The sequence below is a fragment of the Virgisporangium aurantiacum genome (assembly GCF_016863635.1).
Lineage (GTDB): Bacteria > Actinomycetota > Actinomycetes > Mycobacteriales > Micromonosporaceae > Virgisporangium > Virgisporangium aurantiacum.
Genome location: NZ_BOPG01000023.1, coordinates 53,329 through 74,675, shown reverse-complemented (window position 1 = coordinate 74,675; position 21,347 = coordinate 53,329). Strand labels below are relative to the sequence as shown.

Annotated in this window: 21 protein-coding genes; 11 read left to right on the top strand and 10 right to left on the bottom strand. The window is 71.5% G+C overall.

From position 1 onward, the window contains the following. Positions 1-36 precede the first annotated feature (36 nt). Positions 37-1,269, top strand: coding sequence for a sensor histidine kinase (locus Vau01_RS17570; RefSeq protein WP_203993654.1), 1,233 nt, complete (start codon positions 37-39; stop codon positions 1,267-1,269). Next, a complete protein-coding gene (locus tag Vau01_RS17565; RefSeq protein WP_203993653.1) occupies positions 1,269-1,913 on the top strand; it encodes a response regulator transcription factor in 645 nt (214 codons plus the stop codon). The genes Vau01_RS17570 and Vau01_RS17565 overlap by 1 nt, the downstream gene beginning before the upstream one ends. An 8-nt stretch (positions 1,914-1,921) precedes the next feature. Here the strand turns inward: Vau01_RS17565 and Vau01_RS17560 are convergent, their stop codons facing one another. Further along, positions 1,922-2,395 (bottom strand): MarR family winged helix-turn-helix transcriptional regulator, encoded by a 474-nt coding sequence (locus Vau01_RS17560; protein WP_239151666.1) that lies wholly within the window; start codon positions 2,393-2,395, stop codon positions 1,922-1,924. A 59-nt stretch (positions 2,396-2,454) separates the two neighbouring features. Between Vau01_RS17560 and Vau01_RS17555 the strand changes: the two genes are divergently transcribed. After that, positions 2,455-4,509 (top strand): MMPL family transporter, encoded by a 2,055-nt coding sequence (locus Vau01_RS17555; RefSeq protein ID WP_203993648.1) that lies wholly within the window; start codon positions 2,455-2,457, stop codon positions 4,507-4,509. On the opposite strand, the gene Vau01_RS17550 is transcribed toward Vau01_RS17555, so the two are convergent. Further along, positions 4,481-5,758 carry a hypothetical protein gene (locus tag Vau01_RS17550; protein WP_203993646.1) on the bottom strand — a complete coding sequence of 426 codons (1,278 nt, stop codon included), beginning with the start codon at positions 5,756-5,758 and terminating at the stop codon, positions 4,481-4,483. The two genes, Vau01_RS17555 and Vau01_RS17550, sit on opposite strands and share 29 nt — an antisense overlap. An 84-nt stretch (positions 5,759-5,842) precedes the next feature. Then, positions 5,843-6,310, bottom strand: a complete 468-nt coding sequence (locus tag Vau01_RS17545) for a winged helix-turn-helix transcriptional regulator (RefSeq protein ID WP_239151665.1) — start codon at positions 6,308-6,310, stop codon at positions 5,843-5,845. 102 nt (positions 6,311-6,412) lie between these two features. Between Vau01_RS17545 and Vau01_RS17540 the strand changes: the two genes are divergently transcribed. Continuing rightward, the gene (locus tag Vau01_RS17540; protein ID WP_203993644.1) at positions 6,413-7,087 is read left to right on the top strand and encodes an SDR family oxidoreductase; all 675 of its coding nucleotides are present in this window, start codon (positions 6,413-6,415) and stop codon (positions 7,085-7,087) included. On the opposite strand, the gene Vau01_RS17535 is transcribed toward Vau01_RS17540, so the two are convergent. After that, positions 7,073-7,885, bottom strand: a complete 813-nt coding sequence (locus Vau01_RS17535) for an SDR family oxidoreductase (RefSeq protein WP_203993642.1) — start codon at positions 7,883-7,885, stop codon at positions 7,073-7,075. The two genes, Vau01_RS17540 and Vau01_RS17535, sit on opposite strands and share 15 nt — an antisense overlap. A gap of 53 nt (positions 7,886-7,938) precedes the next feature. On the opposite strand from Vau01_RS17535, the gene soxR reads away from it, so the two are divergent. Continuing rightward, positions 7,939-8,385, top strand: coding sequence for a redox-sensitive transcriptional activator SoxR (gene soxR / locus Vau01_RS17530; protein WP_203993639.1), 447 nt, complete (start codon positions 7,939-7,941; stop codon positions 8,383-8,385). On the opposite strand, the gene Vau01_RS17525 is transcribed toward soxR, so the two are convergent. Genes Vau01_RS17525 through Vau01_RS17515 form a run of 3 tightly spaced genes read right to left on the bottom strand, consistent with a single transcriptional unit; the run spans position 8,360 to position 10,952 of the window. Further along, a complete protein-coding gene (locus tag Vau01_RS17525) occupies positions 8,360-9,214 on the bottom strand; it encodes an alpha/beta hydrolase (protein WP_203993636.1) in 855 nt (284 codons plus the stop codon). The two genes, soxR and Vau01_RS17525, sit on opposite strands and share 26 nt — an antisense overlap. After that, positions 9,211-10,377 (bottom strand): MFS transporter, encoded by a 1,167-nt coding sequence (locus Vau01_RS17520; protein WP_203993633.1) that lies wholly within the window; start codon positions 10,375-10,377, stop codon positions 9,211-9,213. The genes Vau01_RS17525 and Vau01_RS17520 overlap by 4 nt, the downstream gene beginning before the upstream one ends. Further along, positions 10,374-10,952, bottom strand: coding sequence for an ArsR/SmtB family transcription factor (locus tag Vau01_RS17515; protein WP_203993630.1), 579 nt, complete (start codon positions 10,950-10,952; stop codon positions 10,374-10,376). The genes Vau01_RS17520 and Vau01_RS17515 overlap by 4 nt, the downstream gene beginning before the upstream one ends. A 147-nt stretch (positions 10,953-11,099) precedes the next feature. On the opposite strand from Vau01_RS17515, the gene Vau01_RS17510 reads away from it, so the two are divergent. The 5 genes from Vau01_RS17510 to Vau01_RS17490 are packed head-to-tail and all read left to right on the top strand — an operon-like array spanning position 11,100 to position 16,449. Next, entirely contained in the window at positions 11,100-11,612 is a 513-nt protein-coding gene (locus Vau01_RS17510; RefSeq protein ID WP_203993627.1) for a ribbon-helix-helix protein, CopG family, read from the top strand. Between the two features lie 58 nt (positions 11,613-11,670). Then, positions 11,671-12,516, top strand: coding sequence for a DUF4097 family beta strand repeat-containing protein (locus Vau01_RS17505; protein WP_203993624.1), 846 nt, complete (start codon positions 11,671-11,673; stop codon positions 12,514-12,516). A gap of 22 nt (positions 12,517-12,538) precedes the next feature. Then, positions 12,539-13,498 carry an ATP-binding cassette domain-containing protein gene (locus Vau01_RS17500; protein ID WP_203993621.1) on the top strand — a complete coding sequence of 320 codons (960 nt, stop codon included), beginning with the start codon at positions 12,539-12,541 and terminating at the stop codon, positions 13,496-13,498. Further along, positions 13,495-14,277, top strand: a complete 783-nt coding sequence (locus tag Vau01_RS17495) for an ABC transporter permease (protein ID WP_203993608.1) — start codon at positions 13,495-13,497, stop codon at positions 14,275-14,277. Before Vau01_RS17500 ends, Vau01_RS17495 begins: the two co-directional genes overlap by 4 nt. A 15-nt stretch (positions 14,278-14,292) precedes the next feature. Further along, entirely contained in the window at positions 14,293-16,449 is a 2,157-nt protein-coding gene (locus Vau01_RS17490) for an MMPL family transporter (protein ID WP_203993605.1), read from the top strand. On the opposite strand, the gene Vau01_RS17485 is transcribed toward Vau01_RS17490, so the two are convergent. Together Vau01_RS17485 and Vau01_RS17480 are read right to left on the bottom strand one after the other, a co-directional pair. After that, positions 16,399-18,633 carry an exo-beta-d-1,3/1,6-glucosidase gene (locus tag Vau01_RS17485; protein WP_239151664.1) on the bottom strand — a complete coding sequence of 745 codons (2,235 nt, stop codon included), beginning with the start codon at positions 18,631-18,633 and terminating at the stop codon, positions 16,399-16,401. The genes Vau01_RS17490 and Vau01_RS17485 overlap by 51 nt on opposite strands. Then, positions 18,630-19,808 carry an MFS transporter gene (locus tag Vau01_RS17480; protein WP_239151663.1) on the bottom strand — a complete coding sequence of 393 codons (1,179 nt, stop codon included), beginning with the start codon at positions 19,806-19,808 and terminating at the stop codon, positions 18,630-18,632. Before Vau01_RS17480 ends, Vau01_RS17485 begins: the two co-directional genes overlap by 4 nt. Positions 19,809-19,900: 92 nt before the next feature. Here Vau01_RS17480 and Vau01_RS17475 point away from each other — a divergent pair, with 92 nt between their 5' ends. Next, positions 19,901-20,497, top strand: a complete 597-nt coding sequence (locus Vau01_RS17475; protein WP_203993602.1) for a TetR/AcrR family transcriptional regulator — start codon at positions 19,901-19,903, stop codon at positions 20,495-20,497. 9 nt (positions 20,498-20,506) lie between these two features. Here Vau01_RS17475 and Vau01_RS17470 read toward each other — a convergent pair whose 3' ends face one another. After that, complete coding sequence (locus Vau01_RS17470; RefSeq protein WP_203993599.1) at positions 20,507-21,322, bottom strand: MBL fold metallo-hydrolase; 816 nt, start codon at positions 21,320-21,322, stop codon at positions 20,507-20,509. Positions 21,323-21,347: the final 25 nt, after the last annotated feature.

The window sequence follows — 21,347 nt, the reverse complement described above, 5'->3', positions numbered from 1 at the left end:
GTGCCGACCCGACAGCCCGTCCGGCACGCTGGAACCGTGGCGTGGGACCTCAAAGCGACATCCAAGAGGCTGCTCTACGCGCTGACCGGCGGCCCGCTCGCCCTGCTGGGCCTCGCGTTCGCGCTGCTGGTGCTCCTGCCCGGCCTGGTCGCGTCGCTGACCCTGATCGGCCTGCCCTGGCTCGCCGTCGGCGTACGGGCGGCCCGCGGACCGGCCGCCGCCCACCGATGGCTCGTGCGCGTGCTGCTCGGTGACCGCATCGAGGCTCCGCCCCGGCCGAAGAAGGGATTCCTGGCCGCGCTCACCGACGCGCCCGGCTGGCGGGCACTGGCGTACCTGGTGCTGCGGCTCCCGTCCGCATTGTTGGCCACCGTGGTGACGGCGTTCCTCTGCTTCGAAGGGCTGGTCGCCGCGCTGTACCCGATCTGGAGCCGGTTCACCGTCTTCCCGTCCACCACCGACGAGAACGGCGCCCACCTGGTGACCCTCACGATCGACGACTGGACCATGCCCGAATGGCTGTACGTCACAAGCGCGGGCGTAGCCGGCCTGCTGATGCTGGCGGCCGCACCCTGGGTCGCCCGCGCGCTCATCCTGCCCGACCGGCTGCTGGCCCGCGCCCTGCTCCGGCCGACCCGCGCCAGCCGCCTGCGCCAGACCCGGACCCAGGCCATGGACGACTCGGCAAAGGACCTACGCAGGATCGAGCGCGATCTCCACGACGGCGCGCAGACCCAACTCGTCGCGCTGGCGCTGGCGCTGGGCATGGCGCGCGACGAACTGGTCGAAGGCGACGCGGACGCCGCGCTACGGCTGGTCGACACCGCCCACCAGGGCGCCAAGCAGGCCCTCGCCGAGCTGCGGGACCTGGTCCGCGGCATCCATCCGCCGGCGCTCGACACCGGACTGCGGCCCGCGTTGCAGACGCTGTCCGCGCGCAGCACCGTCCCCGTGTCGTTGAATTTCGACCTGCCCGACCGGCCGTCGCCCGCGATCGAGACCATCGCCTACTACACCGCGGCCGAACTGCTGGCCAACGTCGCCAAGCACAGCGGGGCGCGGCGCGCGGTCCTCTCGATACAGCAGACGCGGCCCGGCTGGCTGCGACTCACCGTGCGCGACGACGGCATCGGCGGCGCCCGGGCCGCGCCGGGCGGCGGCCTGGCCGGGCTGACGCAGCGGGCCGGCACCGTCGACGGCCGCCTGGAGCTCGTCAGCCCGCCCGGCGGCCCTACGGTGGTGACCATGGAACTGCCGGTGCAGACCTGATGCGGGTCGTCGTCGCGGAGGACTCGGCGCTGCTGCGCGACGGCCTCGTGCACCTGCTGGAACGGCACGGGCACGAGGCGGTCGCCGCGGTGGCCGACGCCGACGCGCTTCTCGCCGCCGTCGCCGAGCACCGGCCCGACATCGCCGTCGTCGACGTGCGGATGCCGCCGACCCACACCGACGACGGGCTGCGGGCGGCGCTCACGCTCCGCAAAAAGAGCCCGGACGTGGCGCTGCTCGTGCTCTCCCAGTACATCGAGACCCGCTACGCCACCCAGTTGCTGTCCGGGCGCTGCGACGGCATCGGTTACCTGCTCAAGGACCGGGTGGCCGACGTGGGCGAGTTCCTCGACGCGCTCGTCCGGGTGGCGGGCGGAGCCACGGTGCTCGACCCGGAGGTCGTCACCCAGATCCTCGGCGCGAGCCGGCGGGTCTTCGCCCTGGAGACGCTCACCGCGCGCGAGCAGCAGGTGCTGCGACTGATGGCCGAGGGACGGTCGAACTCGGCGATCGCGGCGGCGCTCGTGGTGAGTCCGGCGTCGGTCGAGAAGTACGTCAGCGGCATCTTCGCCAAGCTCGGCCTGCCGCCGTCCGACGCCGACCACCGCCGGGTGCTCGCGGTGCTGCGATACCTGGGCTCATGAAAGAGGGCTCATGACGACAGACGGGCCGCGGTGATCGCCGAGATGAGCTGCCGCACCACGGCCGCCGCCCGCGACAGGTCGCTGTCGCTCGCATCGGCCACCGCGTCGGACATCAGGCTGCCCAGCGGCACGAAGTAGTCCCGGGCCAGCGTCAGCGCGCGGGGCTCCATGGTGATCGTCACGCGCCGGCGGTCGCCGGGGTCGCGGGTGCGGCGCACGTGGCCGGCCGTCTCCAGCCGGTCGACGAGCGCGGTGGTGGCCGGCGCGCCGAGCCCCAGACGGGCGGCCAGTTCACCGGCCGTGACGGGACGACCGGCGGCGGCGCCCGAGCTGATCCACATGATCGCGTTCATGTCGCTGCGGCCGAGGCCGTGCGCGCGGGCGAACACGTCGACGAAGACGTCGCTCTCCACGGTGAACTCCTGGAGCGCCGCGATCAGCTCCTTCATGATCGCGGCGCGGCCCTCCGGTTGCTGTGCCACCACGGGCAACATATCCTTCGGTTGTCGAAATGTTCAATCATCGAAACATTGGGGTTCCGATGCGTCACGGCTGGGCAGCCAGGATAACGAGTCGGGCCGGCGCCATCGCGGTGCTCGTCGCCGCGCTCGCGTTGACCGTCCTCACGATCGTCACCTCGCCGGAGCAACCGGACGCCGAACCGACCGACGGCCTTCCCGCCGACGCGCAGTCGACCCGGGTCACCGACCTCCTGGACCGCTTCCCGAGCGGACGCGCGGCCCCGGTTCTCATCGTGGTCGAACGCGCCGACGGCCCCCTCACCGACGCCGACAAGGCGGCCGTCGAGAAGCTGAGCACTGCCACCAAGCCGATCCCCGCGCCCGACGGCCGCGCCGTGCTCCTGATCATCGAGATCGAGGCCGGCGACGAGCAGAACGCCAGAGTGGACGCGCTGCGCGCCACCGTGCGCGACGCCGACCTGCCCGACGGCCTGTCGACGTGGGTGACCGGCGGCCCCGCGTTCGGCCGCGACATCGCCGCCGCATTCGACGGCGCCGACCTCAACCTGCTCCTCGCGACCGTCATCGTCGTCGCCCTGCTGCTGATCGTCACCTACCGCAGCCCGCTGCTCTGGATCGTTCCCCTGCTGGTGATCGGCGCCGGCGACCAGGCCGTCGCGCGGCTCCTGCCGTGGGTGGCGCGGCTGCTCGGCGAGCGCACCGACGCCTCGGTGAGCGGCATCGTGTCGGTGCTCGTCTTCGGCGCCGGCACGGACTACGCGCTGCTGCTCATCTCCCGCTACCGGGAGGAACTGCACCGCACGCCCGACCGCCGAAAAGCAATGGTGGACGCGCTGCGCGGCATCGGACCGGCCGTGGTGGCCAGCGCGGGGACCGTGATCCTCGCGCTGCTGACGCTGCTCTTCGCGGTCCTCACCTCGAACCGCACGCTCGGCATCAGCGCCGCGATCGGCGTGGCCGTGGCGCTGCTGTTCGGGCTCGTCGTGCTGCCGGCCGCGCTGGTGTGCATGCCGCGCGGGATCTTCTGGCCGTTGGTACCGAAGGCCGGTGACGGCGAACGCGCCGGCCTGTGGGCGGCCGTCGGCCGGGGCGTCGCGCGCCGTCCCGTCGCCGTGCTGGCACTGGCGATCGTCGCGCTCGGCGCGCTGTCGGCCGGGCTGGTCCGCACCGACATCGGGCTGGCGCAGACCGAGCAGTTCCGCACCGAGGTCGAGTCGGTGGATGGGCAGGAGGCGCTCGGCCGGCATTTCCCGGCCGGGGCTTCGCAGCCGGTCACGGTGATCGCGGACGCCGCGGCCGCAGATTCCGTTGCGGCCGCGGCAAAGCGGGTGGACGGGGTGGCAGCCGCCGGTCGCGTCGAGCGCTCGACCGACGGGCGGCTCGCGAAGATCCCCGTCGAACTGTCGGCGGCCACCGGTACGCCGGCCGCCGACCGGGCCGTGCGCGACCTGCGCGCGGCCCTGGGAGACGGTGCCCTGGTCGGCGGCGCGCCGGCCGCCGACCTGGACAAGCGCGAGGCGACGCTGCGCGACACCCGGCTCATCGCGCCCCTGATCCTGGCCGTGGTGCTGATGGTGCTGATCGCGCTGCTGCGCTCGGTGGTGGCGCCGGTGCTGATCCTGCTGACGGTGGTGGCCACCTATGCCGCCAGCCTCGGCGCGGCCACGCTGCTCCTGACGACCGTCTTCGACTTCCCGGCGCTCGACGCCACCGCGCCGCTGCTGAGCTTCCTGTTCCTCGTGGCGCTCGGCGTCGACTACAACATCTTCCTCGTCACCCGGGCCCGCGAGGAGACCCGCGACACCGGCGACACCCGCGCCGGCATGGTCCGCGGGCTGGCCGCGACCGGCGCCGTCATCACCTCGGCCGGTGTGCTGCTGGCCGCCGTGTTCGCCGTCCTCGGCGTGCTGCCGGTGATCGTGCTCACCCAGATCGGCGTGATCGTCGGCATCGGCGTGCTGCTCGACACCCTGCTGGTGCGCACGGTCGTCGTCCCGGCGATCGCGCTCGTGCTCGGCGACCGCTTCTGGTGGCCGGCCCGGCCGGCGGGAGGCGACCCGGAACCGGCCGGGCCGCCGCACGTCGCTATGTCCACCGCGCGCGGTGGAGCTTGACCGTCTCGGCCAGCCACCGGAGGTGCCGGTCGCCGTCCTCCTCGGTCGGTGGGATCGCGGACCCTTCGCTGTAGCCGTTCCAGTAGTCGACCGAGACGCCGCCGGTGCCGAACTCGACCGCCAGATCGCGCTGGGCGGCCAGCCATTCCGGGCTGTAGCCGTAGATTTCCAGGTGCGGCACGTCCCGGAAGACGATGTGGGCGTCGTAGCCCGGGATCATGTTCGCGATCAGCGGGACGCCCGACGACACCCATTTCGTGAGGATGTTGCGGGCGTACCGGAGCCGCTCCTTGTCGGTCTCCGGCCGCTCCGGCTCGGTGTCGAACGGTCCCTGTGACGTGATGTTGAACGGGTTGACCGCCACCACGCTGCGCGTCTGGCGGATGGCCGCCGGTTCCGGGCCGTGGTGGACCCCGTAGGGCGGATTCGGGGACGGGTCGATCGTGAACCCCACCGGGTAGCCCAGTTCCGCCTGGAGCAGGTCCGAGGCCCGGTCGAAGCCGGCGGCGAACCGCACCGGGTCGATGGGGCTGCCGTGGATGGTCTCGATGAGGCTGATCACCCGCCGGGGCCGGCCGGTACGGTCGAACATCCGCAGGAACGCCGGCGAGTCGCCGAAGTTGCGCAGCAGCCACCCGGCCCGCTTCACCAGCTGGGTGAGGTCGTCGGGGAAGTAGGCGAAGAACGGGTTCGAGAGAACCGACACCTCGATCATCGGCGTGACAAGAAGATTGGCCTTCTCCGCCGCCTGGAACAGCTGCCGCGCCTTGGCGATCTGCTCCGCCTCGGTGTAGGTCGGCGGCCCCGCCTCACCCGGCCACCGGTTCTTCGAGAACAGCAGGGCGGGCGCCGACTCGTCGGTCTCCTGCGGCCCACCCTCGTGCCCCCAGTACGACAACTTGATGACGTTCAGCCCCGGCTTCGTCACCTGCGCGACGGCGAATGCGATGTCACCCTCGTCCGACCAGTCCAGCCGATCGGCGTCGAGAGGGCTCCGGGTGTAGAGGTTGTCCCGGGTGAACGGCTTCGGCGGCCCGCCGAAGAACAGGCCCGAGTACACGCGCTGGTTGAGGTGCTTGGGGTTCGCGATCCGCCCCGGAATGGGCAGCGGATCGACGTCGGCCGCCGCCGCGCCGCCTGCCAGGGCCGCCGCCCCGCCGCTGAGCCCGGCCGCCGCGACCGCCGCCGCCCCACCGAGTACAGCGCGGCGCGTCGTTCCGTTCCGCCCAGCCCCGTTCTGGTCTGCCATGATCTGCCTCCGCCCTGGTCGTGGACGCGCCAACCGCACCCACGACACCAGCGTCCTCAGCACCCTTGCAGAATGGTTGCAAAGTCAACGATCCCGGCCCACCGAGACGCGGAGGCTTTCCGGGGTGACGGGGGCGGCGCAGTGCCGGCACACCACGTCGACGGCCAACGGGTGACCGCAGTCGTGCCCGAAGCTGGCGGACGGCTCGTCGAGCGCCCAGCGCTCGCCCCACTCGCGCAGCGACAGCAGCACCGGGAACAGGTCCCGGCCGGCCTCCGTGAGGTGGTACTCGAACCGCGGCGGGTGCTCGTTGTACCGCCGGCGTTCGACGACGCCCGCGGCCTCCAGTTTGCGGAGCCGGTCGGTGAGGATGTCGCGGGAGGCGCCGGTGAACCGCGCGATGCGGTCGAAGGTGTGCACCCCGTAGCCGAGTTCCCGGATCGCCAGCAGCGACCAGCGTTCGCCGATCACGCCGAGCGCCGCCGCGATCGGGCACGGACGCGGTGCCGGCGGCAGGTCCGCGAGCACGGACATCCCGTTGTCGTCGCTCATCTCACACTCCGTCTCCCACCCGGTCAGTTGTGTTCTCCAACTGACCAATGCTAGCGTCCGAACCAGTAAGTAGGAAAGTCCAACTCACAGGAGGCACACCCCATGGACGTCACCGGATCCGTCGCCCTCGTCACCGGTGCGAACCGCGGCCTGGGCGCCGCCTTCGCCCGCGGCCTGCTCGCCGCCGGCGCCAAGACCGTGTACGGCGCCGCCCGTGGTCCGTTCGAGCCCGAGCATTCCGGCATCGTCCCGGTGCGGCTCGACATCACCGACCCGGAACAGGTCGCGGCCGCGGCGGCGCGCCTCACCGACGTCACCCTGCTGGTGAACAACGCCGGTGTCTTCCACGCCGCCGACGCTCTCACCCCCGACGCCGAGACCGCGCTGCGACAGGACTTCGAGACCAACACGGTGGGCCCGTTCTCCCTCGCCCGGGCGTTCGCGCCGGTGCTGGCGGCCAACGGCGGTGGCGCCGTCGTCAACGTCCTGTCCATCGCCTCCTGGACCACGTTCCCGCGGTTCGCCGCCTACGCGGCGTCGAAGGCGGCGGCCTGGTCGCTGACCAACTCGCTGCGGCTGGCCCTGACCGAGCAGGGAACGCTCGTGGTCGCCGTCCACTCCGGGTACCTCGACACCGACATGGCGGCGACCGTCACCGCACCCAAGACCGCGCCGGACGCGGTGGTGACCCAGGTGATCGACGCGTTGGCCGCCGGTGCCGAGGAGGTTCTCGTCGACGACGCGACGCGCCAGGTGAAGCGGTCACTCGCCGCCTGACGAAGGGCGGAAGTCGTCGGTGTGGTCGGTGGCCCATTGGACGAACGTGCGGGCGGGCCGGCCGAGCAGCTCCGCGACCGTGTTCGTCACGGGCTCGGGCTCGTCGACGAGGCCGGCCCAGTACCGCATCGCGTTGTCGGTGAAGGACTCGCCGGCCCACTGTGCCATCGCGGCACGAGCCTCGTCGAGCGGTTGCTCCACCACCTCCGGGCGGCTGCCCACGGCGTCACCGATGATTTTTACCTGATCGGCCATCGTGACCACGGACGGTCCGGTGAGTACGTATTCCTTGCCGTGATGCCCGGAACCGAGGAGGACGTGGACGGCGACGTCGGCGATGTCGCGTTCATGGATCAGTGAGCGGGCGGCCCGCGGGAACGGCATGCACACCGGGTCGCCGGCGCGGATCGCCGGTGCCCACTCCAATGTGTTGGTGGCGAAGCCGCCGGGGCGCAGGAACGTGTACGGGGAGCCGCTGCGGCGCACCGCGTCCTCGACCGCGCCCCACACACCGCCCTGCGGCGCGCTCATCGCCGACACGTAGACCACGGGCAGCCGTCCGATGGCCGAGGCGACGGCGTCGGCGCCGTCGGCGGTCAGGAACGGCCAGAGCAGGAAGACGGCGTCGGCGCCGTCGGCGGCCTTCCCGACCGAGTCGGGGTCGGTGAAGTCGCCGGCGACGTCGCCGTCCTGAGACGGATTGCGCGTCATCGCGCGGACGTCGTGGCCCCGCTCGCGCAGGCCGGTGACGACGTGACGGCCGATGTTGCCGGTGGCTCCGGTGACGAGGATTCTCATGACCCCAGCCTCAAACTTAAACAAAGGTTGAAGTCAAGCGTAGGCTCGGACGCGTGGCCGACCTCACCATCGGGGAACTGTCCGCGCGCAGTGGCGTCCCCGCGTCAGCACTGCGTTTCTACGAGCGTGAAGGGCTCATCCACAGCCGGCGCACCACCGGGAACCAGCGCCGCTACGACCGCACCACGTTGCGGCGCATCGCGTTCGTGCGCGCGTCGCAGAGCGTCGGCATCCCGCTCGCGCTCATCCGCGAGGTGCTCGGCTTCCTGCCCGAGGGTGCGCCGCCGACGAAGGAGTTCTGGCAACGGGCGTCGCAGTGCTGGGCCGAGGAGATCAACGCCCGCATCGCCAAGCTCGAACGCATGCGCGACCGGTTCACCACCTGCATCGGCTGCGGCTGCCTGTCGTTCGACGAGTGCCAGCTGGTCAACCCGGACGACTCGCTGGCGGCGCGCGGCCCCGGCGCGCATCTACTCAATGCTGAAAAGCGCGGCGGATGAACGCCTCGATCGCCGCCCACGTCGGCGGGGTGTGTTCGACGCGCTCCCGGCCGGCTTCGAAGACGCGCAGCGTCGTACCGTCCTGTGTGGACGGATCGAGCACCTCCGTCAGGCTGTGGCCGGCCGCCGGCACCGAGTAGAACGCCGCCGTGGCGCCCGCGGCCGTCAACGCCTCGTGCAGCAGCACGCTCTGCCCGTGCGGGACGAGCGGATCCTGGCCGCCGTGCAGCAGCATGATCGGCGGGCTCGTCGCACCCACGTAGGTGAGCGGGCTTGCCTTCTCCGCAACGGGGCTGGTTTGGATCGGGCCGCCGACGAGGCGGGACTCCGGCGACAGCGGGTCGTCGTGGCAGTCGGTGAGGCCCATCATCTCGTTGAAGGCCGCGCACGCGCCGGGCAGCATCTGCTCGTCCATGCGCCGGAAGTCCGTCGGTGGGTAGAACGCGACCGCGACGCGTACCGCATCGTCGGTGAGCGCCGCCATGACGGTGGTCCAGCCGCCCGACGAGTCGCCCATGACGGCGATCCGGTCGGGGTCGACGCCGTACGTGCCGGCGTTGGCGCGCAGGAACCGGATCGCGGCCCGGATGTCGTCGAGTTGCGCCGGGAACGTCGCCTGCGTGCTCGACCGGATGCTGACGCCGGCGACCGCGTAGCCCAACGGGTTGAAGACCTCGGCGATCGGGCCGGCGCTGTCCTTGCCGTTGTCGGCCAGCCACGCCGACCCGCCGGTCCAGATGATCAACGGCAGGCCGGTGCCCGCGGGCACGTACAGGTCGAGCAGATGGGCCCGGCCCACCGGTTCCGCGTACGCGATGTCGGCGATCACGCCGGTACCTCCTCGTCGACCCGCTGCACCGCGACGGACGTCGCCGCGGCCAGGATCACCAGGACGGTGAATCCGATCATGAGACGATAATCGACGACGAGGATGAGCGCCGCCGCCGCGAGCGTCGCCGTCAGCTGCGGCACGTTGATGGCCATGTTCGACGCCGCCGACACACGCCCCTGCAGCGTCGGTGGGGTCAGCCGCTGCCGCAGCGTCACGAACGCGACGACCGTCCACGACACCCCGACACCGGCCGCGACCAGCCCGACACAGATCAGCGCGAGACTCGTGCCGATCGTCGTCGCGGCGCCCAGCCCGAGCAGCGTCAGCCCGAGGGCGGCCGTCGCCAGCTCGCCGAACCGGGCGACCAGCAGGCCCGCGGTCAGCCCGCCCACCACGGCGCCGACGCCCTGCAGGCTGGCCAGCACGCCGAGCAGCTCCGGCCCCTTGCCGAGGCCGACCTCGATGGCGGCGAAGTTCGTCGTGTTGGTGAGGCCGGTGGCGCCGACCGCCGCGGCGAGCGCCACCGTCATCCCGGCCAGGCCCGGCGTGCCGAACAGGTGCCGGAACCCGGCGGTGACGCTGCGATCGTCGGGCGCGGGTGGCGTCTCGGTGAGGCGGACGGTGGTCATGCCGACGGCCGCGACCGCGAACAGCACCGCCGTCGTGGCGACGACCGGCCCGATCCCGATCGACGTGTACAGGCCCGCCCCCACCAACGGCGTGAGCAGCCGCAGCCCCTGGTCGATCGTGGTCAGCAGGCCGTTGGCCGGCGCCAGGTGCTCGTCGGGAAGCAGGTCGCGGACGAGCCCGGACTGCGCCGCGGCGAGCAGGTACCCGATCGTCGCGTAGACGAGCGTCACCGAGTAGATCACCCAGAGCCGGTCGGTCACCAGCAACGCGAGGACGACCACCGCCGCGACGAGGCCGGCGATCGTCACCAGGCGCCGGCGCGACATCCGGTCGGCGAGATGGCCGGTGAACGGCGCCAGCAGGGCCGGCGCGGCGAGGCACGCGAGCACCAGGCCGGCGGCGCTGTCGGAATCGGTGAGGTCCTTGACCCAGATGGCGATCGTGAGGAACAGGAGGCTGTCGGCGAAGTTGATGAGCGTCCACACCAGCACCAGCCGGCGGAAGCCCGGCGCCCGCAGTGCCGCCCTCACGGTTCCGGGTCCAGCTCGGGGTTGAGCGCGGCGAACAGGATCGCCAGCCGGGCTCCGTCGGGACGCAGGTCGGGCCGCTCCCACCGGTCGGTGAACCGGCTGGTGATCTCCTGCAGGTCGTGGGACAACTGGGCCAGCTCCGCCGGCGTCGCCCAGAACGCCGACTTGAGCAGGCCCACCGAGTCGCGGAGCTCCGGCGGCAGCCGGTGGATGTTGGCCAGGAACGCGGCGATCCGCTCGGTCTCCCGCAGCAGGGTCAGCTCGGCGAGCGCGCCGACCGCCCGCACCGAGGCCGGGTCGTCGAAGTCCGGCGTGGCCGTGCGGCGCCGGTTGACCGCCCGCCACGGTTTCTCCCGGCCGCGCCGCTCGCCCGCCTCGATGAAGCCGTACTTGGCGAGGATGCGCAGGTGGAACGAGCAGCTGGCCACGCTCTCGCCGATCGCCTCGGCGCACTGCGTGGCCGTGCGCTCCTGGCCGTGTTCGAGCAGGTCGAGCAGGGCCAGCCGGATCGGGTGGGCGAGCGCCCGGACCCGCTCGGGGTCGCTGACGACGGTCGCCTTCAATTCCTCCGCCATGCGGGGAGGCTAGCATTCTAAAGAGATCTTTAGAAAGGAATCTTTAGAATGACGCGCGACAGCGCCGGTGCCAAGCCGGCGCCATCGTGGTGCCACTCTGAGCCAAGGTGGCTTGTGTGTGGCACCACGGTGTGCCATATTGGTGCCATGGACTTGACCCCGTTTGTGGCCTCTCTCGGACGTGAGCTGCTCACGGCCGTGGAGACCGGTGGTGACGACGGCACCGCGGTCGTCGAGCGGCTGACCGTCTCGATGGAGTCGGCGATCCGGCTCGCGCTGCTCGAAGCGCTGTCGGCCGCCGCCGACGAGATCACCCGGGACCTGGCGCCCGGCTCGGTCCAGGTCCGCCTGCGCGGCCGTGACCCGGAGTTCCTCGTGGCGGTCCCGCAGGTGGAGCAGCCGCGGGAGGACGTCCCCGAGCCGGCCGACGATCCGGCGACGACCTTCGACGACGGCGCCACGGCGCGCATCAACGTGCGGCTGCCGGAACAGCTCAAGGCCGCGGTCGAGGAAGCGGCCGGCAGGGAGGGCCGGTCGGTCAACGCGTGGCTGGTGCGGGCCGCGTCGACCGCGCTGCGGTCCACCAACCCCGCCCCCGGACGCGATCCCGACCGGCACACCAAGCCCGGCGCCCAGCACTTCACCGGCTGGGCCCGCTAACACCTTCACGTCTCCCACCTGCGGAGACGCGCTTCCGACCCACTTCGAGGGGACAACCATGCCTATTTTCGACACCCCGGAACCGATCTCCGTCACCATCGACCTCTCCGTCGGCAACGTGCGGATCGTCGCGACCGACCGCACCGACACCGTGGTCGAGGTGCGCCCCAGCGACGCGTCCGACGAGTCCGACGTGAAGGCCGCGGAGCAGACCCGCGTCGAGTACGCCAACGGCGAGCTCACCGTGCGCGGGCCGAAGAGCCGCGCGTTCGACTTCTCGCGGAAGAAGCGGTCGGTCGCCGTGCTCGTCGAACTCCCCGCCGGCTCGGCCGTGCGCACCGACACGGCGGTCGGCGACGTCGACAGCACCGGCGGGCTGGGGGAGTGCCGGTTCAAGACGTCCGTCGGGCACTTCCGGATCGACCGGACCGGGCCCGTCCGGCTCGACACCACCGGCCACATCACGGTCGGTACGGTCGCCGGCAACGTGGACGCGACCACGGGCAGCGGCCGCATCCGCATCGGCCAGATCGACGGCACCGCGGTCATCAAGAACTCCAACGGCGTCATCGAGGTCGGCACCGTCACGGGCCAACTGCGGGCGCGCACGGCGAACGGCGACATCTCCGTCGAGCGGGCCGGCGCCGGCGTGGAAGCCAAGACCTCCAACGGATCCATCCGCGTCGGCGAGGTCGCGCGCGACGCGGTCACGCTGACCACCGCGACCGGCGACCTGGAGGTCGGTGTCGCCACCGGCACCGCCGCGTGGCTCGACCTGAAGACCGGCCACGGGCGGGTGACCAACGCGCTCACCGACATCGGCACGGGACCGGAGAAGTCCGAGGGGACCGTCGAGGTCCGCGCGCAGACGTCCTTCGGCGACATCACCGTCCGCCGTTCCTGACCTTTCGGAGAGGAACCCCCCCATGACCATCACCGTGACCGGGCTGCGCCGGTCGTTCGGCGACCACGTCGTGCTCGACGGCATCGACCTGACAGTCCCCGGCGGCACCGTCTTCTCGCTGCTCGGCGCGAACGGCGCCGGCAAGACCACCACGGTCAAGATCCTGTCGACGCTGATCCGCGCCGACGCGGGCAGCGCGCGGATCGCGGGCCACGACCTGGCCACCGAGCCCGACGCGGTGCGGGCCGCGATCGGCGTCACCGGCCAGTTCTCCGCGGTCGACAACCTGCTGACCGGCCGGGAGAACCTGGTCCTGATGGCCGACCTGCACCACCTGGGCCGGGCGGCGGGCCGGCGCCGGGCCGCCGAACTGCTCGACCAGTTCGACCTGGCGGACGCCGCCACGAAGCCGGTCTCGACCTACTCCGGTGGCATGCGCCGGCGGCTCGACCTCGCGATGACGCTCGTCGGCACCCCCGAGGTGATCTTCCTCGACGAGCCGACCACCGGGTTGGACCCGCGCAGCCGCCGCGGCATGTGGCAGATCGTGCGCGACCTGGTCGCGGGCGGCGTCACCATCTTCCTCACCACGCAGTACCTGGAGGAGGCCGACGAGCTCGCCGACCGGATCGCGGTGCTGGACCACGGCCGCATCGTCGCCGAGGGCACCGCCGACGAGCTCAAGCGCCGCATCCCCGGCGGTCACGTCCTGTTGCGGTTCGCCGCCCTCGGCGACCTCGAAGCGGCCGCTCGCACCGTGGGCGGGATCTCCCGTGACAGCGAGGCGCTCGCGTTGCGGGTCGCGCACGACGGCAGCGTCCGCGCGCTGAAGTCGCTCATCGACCGGCTCGACGAGAACGCGATCGCGGTCGACTCGCTGAGCGTCCACACCCCTGACCTCGACGACGTCTTCCTCGCTCTGACCGGCAACGCCCTTTCCAGCAACGCCCTCGCCGGCAAACCGAAGGTGGCCACCCGATGACCTACGCACTGATCGACTCGGCGACGATGCTGCGCCGCAACCTCAAGCGCATGCTGCGCTACCCGTCGATGACGGTGCTGCTCATCGGCATGCCGATCGTCTTCCTGCTGCTGTTCGTCTACGTCTTCGGCGGCACGCTCGGCGCCGGGATCGGCGGACCGTCCGGCGGGCGGGCCGAGTACGTCAACTACGTCACCCCCGCGATCATCCTGATGACGATCGCGTCGGCGGTGCAGGGCACCACGATCTCGGTCGCCATGGACATGACCGAGGGCATCGTCGACCGGTTCCGCACCATGGCCATCGCCCGCGTGTCCGTCCTCACCGGACACGTCCTCGGCAGCCTCATCCAGACGATGCTCAGCATCGCGGCGATCATCGGCGTCGCACTGCTCATCGGCTTCCGGCCGACGGCGAGTCTCGGCGACTGGCTCCTGCTCGTCGGCGTGCTGCTGATGATGTCCTTCGCGTTCATCTGGCTGTCGGTGGCGCTCGGCCTGGCCAGCAAGACCGTCGAGGCGTCGAGCAACGTCGGCATGCCGCTGATCCTGCTTCCGTTCCTCGGCAGCGGGTTCGTACCGACCGACTCGATGCCCACCGCGCTGCGCTGGTTCGCCGAGTACCAGCCGTTCACGCCGCTCATCGAGACGATCCGCGGACTCCTGATGGGCACGCCGATCGGCAGCAGCGCCGTCATCGCCGTCGGCTGGTGCGCCGGCATCACCGTCGGCGGCTACCTCTGGTCGAAGAAGCTGTTCAACCGCGAATCCACCCGATAACCCTGGAGGAATCACATGTTCGGCTGGCTGGGCAGATTTGTCGTGCGCAGGGCCTGGTGGGTGATCGCCGGTTGGCTGGTCGCGTCCGCCGCGATCATCGGGCTCTCGCCGTCGTTGAGCGACATCACGTCGGCGGAGCAGAGCGACTTCCTGCCGGACAAGTACGAGTCGGTGCAGGCGATCGCGCTGGCGCAGAAGGCGTTCCCGCAACAGGCGACCGCGAGCGCGCTGATCGTGGTCAAGCGCTCCGACGGCGCGCCGCTGACCGACGCGGACAGCGCGGCGGTCGGTGCGGTGGCCACCAAGCTCAAGGCCCGCGGCATCGACCGCACCCAGGGCTTCGTCACCGGCCCCGAGACGCGCGCACCGGACGGGTCGATCCAGCTCATCACCGTGGGCCTGGAGGCCGACTCGCCAGACGACCCGGCGTTGCTCGACGCGATCCGCGACCTGCGGTCGGCGCTGACCGACGACCTCGCGGGCACGAACCTGACCGCCCGGGTGGGCGGCGACGTGGCGATGTACGTCGACAACGAGAAGACGTTCAACAGCGCGTTCGCCCTCGTCGGCGCGGCGACCGTGGTGCTCATCATCGGGCTGATCCTGGTCATCTTCCGCAGCCCGATCGCGGCCCTGCTACCCATCGTCGTCATCAGCATCGTCCTGTCGGTCACCACCGGCGTCATCGGCATCGTCGGCAAAGCCCTCGACTGGAACGTCGGACAAGACCTCCAAACCATCCTCCTCATCGTCCTGTTCGGCATCGGCACCGACTACATCCTGTTCATCCTCTTCCGCTACCGCGAACGCCTACGCGCCGGCGACGACAAAAAGACCGCCATGGTCACCACCGTCGAACGCGTCGGCGAAGTCATCGCCTCCGCCGCCGGCGCCGTCGTCGTCGCCTTCCTCGTCCTCCTCCTCGCCTCCCTCGGCTTCTTCGGCTCCCTCGGCCCCGGCCTCGCCATCGCCGTCGGCGTCATGCTCATCACCTCACTCACCCTCATCCCCGCCATCGTCTCCAAACTCGGCCGCTTCGTCTTCTGGCCCTCCAAAGCCTGGCAGAAGCAGCCCAAGGCCAGCCTCTCCCGCAAACTCGGCGTCCTCGTCGGCAACCGGCCGGCCCTCACCGCGGCGGTATCGGGCCTGATCCTGGTGGCGCTCGCCAGCGGCGTGCTGATGTACAAGGCCGACTACGACTTCAGCGCGGGCTTCCCGCAGGACACCGAGTCGGCGCTGGCGCAGGCGGACCTCGGAAAGGCGTTCGCGGCGGGTGCCGCCCAGCCGACCGAGGTGTACCTCACCACCATCGACGGGTCACCGCTCGCCCCGCAGGCGATCGAGGAGTTCGCCGCGGCGGCCAAGGGCGGGCCCGGCGTCGGCCAGGTGCGGGCGGCCGTGCCCGGCAGCCAGCCCGGCGTCGTGCGCATCGACGTGCTGCTGAACATGAACCCGGTGTCGAACGAGGCGATCGAACTCGTGCGCGACGACCTGCGCGACTACCTGCACGGCAAGGCACCGGCCGGCACCCGGGCACTGGTGGGCGGAACGACCGCCGTGTTCGCCGACATCAACACGGCCAACAACCGCGACCTGTCGGTGATCCTGCCGGTGGCCGCCGTGCTGATCGCCATCATCCTGGCCCTGCTGCTGCGCAGCCTGGTCGCACCGATCTACCTCGTGATCGCGGTGCTGCTCAACTTCGCCGCGACGCTCGGCGCGACGGTCTACGTCTTCCAGGGGCTGCAGGACAAGCCGGGCGTCAGCTTCCAGTTGCCGATCATCCTGTACCTGTTCGTCGTCGCCATCGGCACCGACTACAACATCCTCATGATCGCCCGACTACGCGAAGAAGCCCGGGAAGGCCACGAACCACGCGAAGCGGCCGCACTCGGCGTCGAACACGGCGGACCCACCGTCGCCGCGGCAGGCCTCATCCTCGCCGGCACCTTCGGCGTCCTGATGCTGGCACCGATCTCGTTCCTGCAGCAGATGGGCTTCGCGGTCGCCATCGGCATCGTGCTCTCCGCGTTCGTCATGTCCTACTTCTTCGTCCCCTCGTTCACCGCACTCATCGGGCACGCCGCCTGGTGGCCCGGCCACGGCGACCGGGCCCCGCGGTCACGTGGCGACGGTGAACGTCGCGCGCAGCAGGACCTCGTCGCGCGATGACGGGCCGACCAGCAGGTCGAACGCGCCGGGCTCGACGATCCGGCGGCCCGTAGCGTCGACCAGCGTGCACGCGGCCACCGGGAGCTCGATCGGCACCGTCACGGCCTCGCCGGGGGCTACCGACACCTGTCGGTAGCCCTTGAGCTCCTTCTCGGCCCAGGTCACCGACGTCACGGTGTCGCGCACGTAGATCTGCACGGTCTCGATCGCCGGCCGGTCGCCGGTGTTGGTCACGGTCACCTCTGCCCGCACGGTGCCGTCGGTGGAGACCACCGGCGTCGAGACCCGCAGGTCGCCGTACTCGACCGTGGTGTACGAGAGCCCGTCGCCGAACGCGAAGGCGGGCGTCTGGGTCAGGTCGGCGTAGCGGGTGCCGTGCTGGCCGGGGATCTGGTTGTAGTAGACGGGCAACTGGCCGACGTGGCGGGCGAACGTGATCGGCAGCCGGCCGGCCGGCTCGATCAGGCCCAGCGCCAGTTCGGCCACGGCCCGGCCGCCGCGCATGCCGGGGTTGAACGCGTAGACGATCGCCGCCGCGTTCAGCGCCGACGGCGGCAGCACCAGCGGCTTCGACGCGATCACCACGACGACCATCGGCGTACCGGTCGCGGCCAGCGCGTCGAGCAGCGCGATCTGGCCGCCGACCAGGTCCAGCGTCGCGGTCGAGCGGCCCTCGCCGATCAGCTCGATCCGGTCACCGACGACGGCGACGACGTAGTCGGCCGCTTCCGCCGCGGCGACCGCGGCGTCGATCAACGCATCGTCCGGAGGCGAAGGGATCACGACCTCCGGCCGCGGCTGCCCGTCCGGAAAGTGCGTGCCCTCCGGGTCGACGCCCACGGTCAGGATGTCGGCGCCGCGTTCATGGGTGACCGTCCACGATGGAGGGACGACCGCGCGGAACCCGTCGAGCACCGTCTCGATCATCTCGCGGGGCTGGCCGTCGGTGAGCCAGTCGGCCTGCCCGGACGAGCCGGCCCAGTCGCCGAGCTGGGTCTGCGCGTCGTCGGCGTTCGGCCCGATCACGGCGATCGTCTTTTCGCCGGTGGCCGCGAGCGGCAGCGTGCCGTCGTTCGTCAACAGCACCAACGACTTCCGCGCGACCTCCAGCGCGAGGTCCAGGTGCGCCGCGGACCCGATGACCGCGGTGTCACGGGGCGCGCGCGGGTCCTCGAACAGGCCCAGCTCGAACTTCAGCGTGAGGATCCGGGCCACCGCCGCGTCGACGTCGGCCTCGTCGAGGAGACCCTTGGCGACGGCGTCCTGCGCGCCGGCGAAGAACTGCGGCGTCGTCATCACCATGTCGTTGCCGGCCTTCACCGCCGCGGCGGCCGCCTCGGTGTGGTCGGCGTAGACCCGTTGCTGCCACACCATCCGGCCGACGTTGTCCCAGTCGGTTACCAGCGTGCCGGTGTAGCCCCACTCGCCGCGGAGCACCTCGTCGAGGAGCCACGAGTTCACCGTGATCGGCACGCCGTCCATCGACTGGTAGCCGAGCATGAACGTGCGACAGCCCTCGCGCGTCACCCGCTCGAACGGCGGCAGGAACCACGACCGCAGCTTGCGGCGGGAGATGTCGGCCTCGCTGGCGTCGCGCCCGCCCTGTGTCTCGGAGTAGCCGGCGAAGTGCTTGGCACAGGCCAGGATCGCGGTCGGGTCCGACAACCCGTCACCCTGGTAGCCGCGCACCATCGCCGCCGCGAACTCGCCGATGAGGAACGGGTCCTCGCCGAACGTCTCGCTCACCCGTCCCCACCGGAGGTCGCGGGCGATGCACAGCACGGGCGAGAACGTCCAGTGGATGCCGGTGGCGGACGCCTCGACGGCTGTCACCCGGGCGACGCGTTCAGCGAGACCGGGGTCCCACGTGGCCGCCATGCCCAGCTGCGTCGGGAAAATCGTCGCCCCGCGCCAGAACGAGTGCCCGTGGATGCAGTCCTCGGCCACCAGCAACGGAATCCGCAGCCGCGTTTGCGCGGCCAGCGCCGCCGCTTCGGCCAGCGCGGCCGGCGGCGTGTGCAGGATCGAACCGACGTGCATCTCCTCGACCAGTTCCCGCAGGCCCTGATGCGCGGGCAGTTGCAGCATCTGCCCGACCTTCTCGGGCAGCGTCATGCGGGAAAGCAGATCGGCCACCCGGTCGGCCACAGCCGCGTCGGGGTCGAGGTAGAGCGGATCGGTCACGGCGCGACTCCTTCAGGTTTGACGGACGCGGGACGCAGCGTACGCGCGCCGATCCCCATCAGGATCGTGAGGACGACGACGAACACGAACGACACGGTCAGCGACGACAGGTGCGCGATCCCGCCGATGATGCCCGGCGCGACCAGGCCGCTGCCGTAGGCGATCCCGGCGACGGCGGCGAGACTGCGGCCGGGGTTGTCGCCGACCCGGCCGGCGGCGGCGAACGCCAACGGCACCACCACCGCGATGCCGATGCCGACGAGCGCGAACCCGCCGACCACCACCGCGATGTGTTTCGAGAGCACGACGGCGAGTGCTCCGATCGTCGCCAACAATGCCGCGATGCGGACGGCCGTGACCGGCCCGAGGCGCCGGACCACCGCATCGCCCGCGAATCTGGCGGCGGCCATGCTCACCGAGAACACCGCGACCGTCGCGGCCGCGGTGCTGGCCGGGTGGTCGAGCACGTCGCGCACGAACACCGCCGACCACTCCAGGCCGGCGCCCTCGGCGAACACCGCGCACAGCCCGACCAGACCGATCGGCAGCAGCGCCTTCGTCGGCAGCGCGAAGGCGGGCGGGGCGTCGGTGGTCTCCTCCTGCCGGTGCGGGAAGAGCCAATTGGACGCGAGCAGCGCGATCACGATCAGCGTCAGCGACACGGTCGTGAAGTGGATGCGGGCGTCCACGTCGGCCCGCGCCACGAGGGCGGCGATGCCGGAACCGACCAGCCCGCCGACGCTCCACCAGCCGTGGAACCCCGACATCACCGACCGCCCGTACCCGTCCTCGACGACCACCGCGTGGGCGTTCATCGCCACGTCGGCGAGCCCCGCGCAGGCACCGTAGACCAGCAGCGTCGCGCACAGCAGCGGCAGGGTGGTCGGCCATCCGGGCATCAGCAGGGCCGCGGACCACAGCACGATCAGCACGCGGGTGAGCGAGCGCAGGTCGTAGCGGTGGGTCAGCCGGGCCGACAGCGGCATCGCCAGCATCGCGCCGAACCCGGGCATCAGCAGGGCGACGCCCAGCCCACCGGCGCCCACGCCGACGTGGTCGGCCACCCACGGCAGGCGGGCCGCGAACGAGCCCATGACCACGCCGTGCACCGCGAACAACGTCGAGGTCGCGATGCGGGCCCGGCGCAGGGTGAAGGGGGCTCGCGTATCCAGCACCCGGACACCGTACCCTCAATACCGACCGCCTGGTAAGTATTGGCTGGCAGCAGCTGACCTGTCGCCGAGAGAGGCGACCGGGAAGGTGAGTGATGGACGTCAAGAGCCCACGGGGCGCCTACGCCAAAGGCCGCGCGAAGCGGCGCGAGATCCTCGACCACGCCATCGCCCTGTTCGGCGACGTCGGCTACCGGGCCGCGTCGCTGCGCGAGATCGCGACCCGCAGCGGCATCTCCCACCCCGGGCTGCTGCACCACTTCCCGACCAAGGAGGCCCTCCTCCTGGCGGTCCTCGCCCACCGCGACGAGGTCGACGGCGAACTCTTCACCGGCTCCACCGGCACCGACGCCCTGCGCCGCCTGGTAGACCTGGTCAGGCTGAACGCCGGCCGCCGGGCCATCGTCGAGCTGTTCACGGTCCTGTCGGCGGAGGCCACCGCGCCCGACCACCCGGCCCACCGGTTCTTCGTCGACCGCTACCGCCGCACGGTGGCCGGCGTCGAACGCGCCTACGCCCTGGCCGGGGAGGCCGGCGCCCTACGCCCCGAGGTGGACCCGCCGGCCGCCGCCCGCCACCTGGTGGCCCTGATGGACGGCCTCCAGATCCAGTGGCTCCTGGAAAACTGCCGCACCGACATGGTCCCCGTCGTACGCGCCCACATCAAGGCCCAACTGAAAGCCCCCCTGTAACGTCGGCGGCTATCCGGGCTCGGTTCCCTGGGTGAGGCGCTTGGCCTGCCACGTGTGCACGTCGCCGACCCATTCCCAGCCGGGTTTGGCCGACGGGCCGATCCGCGGGTCGTCGGGTTCCGTGCCGGCGCGCAGGGCGAGCACGTAGGCCCGGTCCCGCTCGATCCGTTCGCGCACCTGATCGGCGTCGCCGACCGACCCGTGGCCGGGGACGACGACATCGACGTCGCCCGCCACGTCCGCCAGCAGCCGCAGCGCTTCCAGGTAGTCCTCGACCGGGTCGGCGGCGCCGTCGAGGGTGAGCATCGGAACCAGGACGTCGGAGAGCATGTCGCCGGCCACGAGGACCCCGTGTTCCTCGATGACCAGCGCCGCGTGGCCCGGGGCATGCGCCTGATGCTCGATGATCCGGACCCGGGGGCCGTCCCAGGGAACCCGCGCCGAGCCGGCCGGCAGGGCGGTGACGAGGCCGTACAGGTCCAGCGGAACCTGGCCGGCGATCTCGGTCTCGGCCAGGTGCTCGGTGATGTTCGCCTTCGCGTCCGGGTCGGCCAGCTCGTCCCGGACCGCGGCCGCGCAGGCAGCCGTGCAGTAGCGAGGGGGTGCGCCGAGGTCGGCGTGCCAGAGCACGTGATCCCAGTGCGGATGCGTCGAGAAGCCGGCCACCACGGTCTGTGGCAGATCCTTCGCGAGGCAGGCCAGTTCGGCGCCGGTGACCCCGGGGTCGATGAGCAGCACGCCGGCGGGGCCGGGCACGACAACGGCGTTGCTCAGAAGGAACTCGCTCTGGTGGATCAGCACACCCTCGGCGACCTGCGTCAGCACGGTGGCCCCTTCCGCTTGTGGTTCG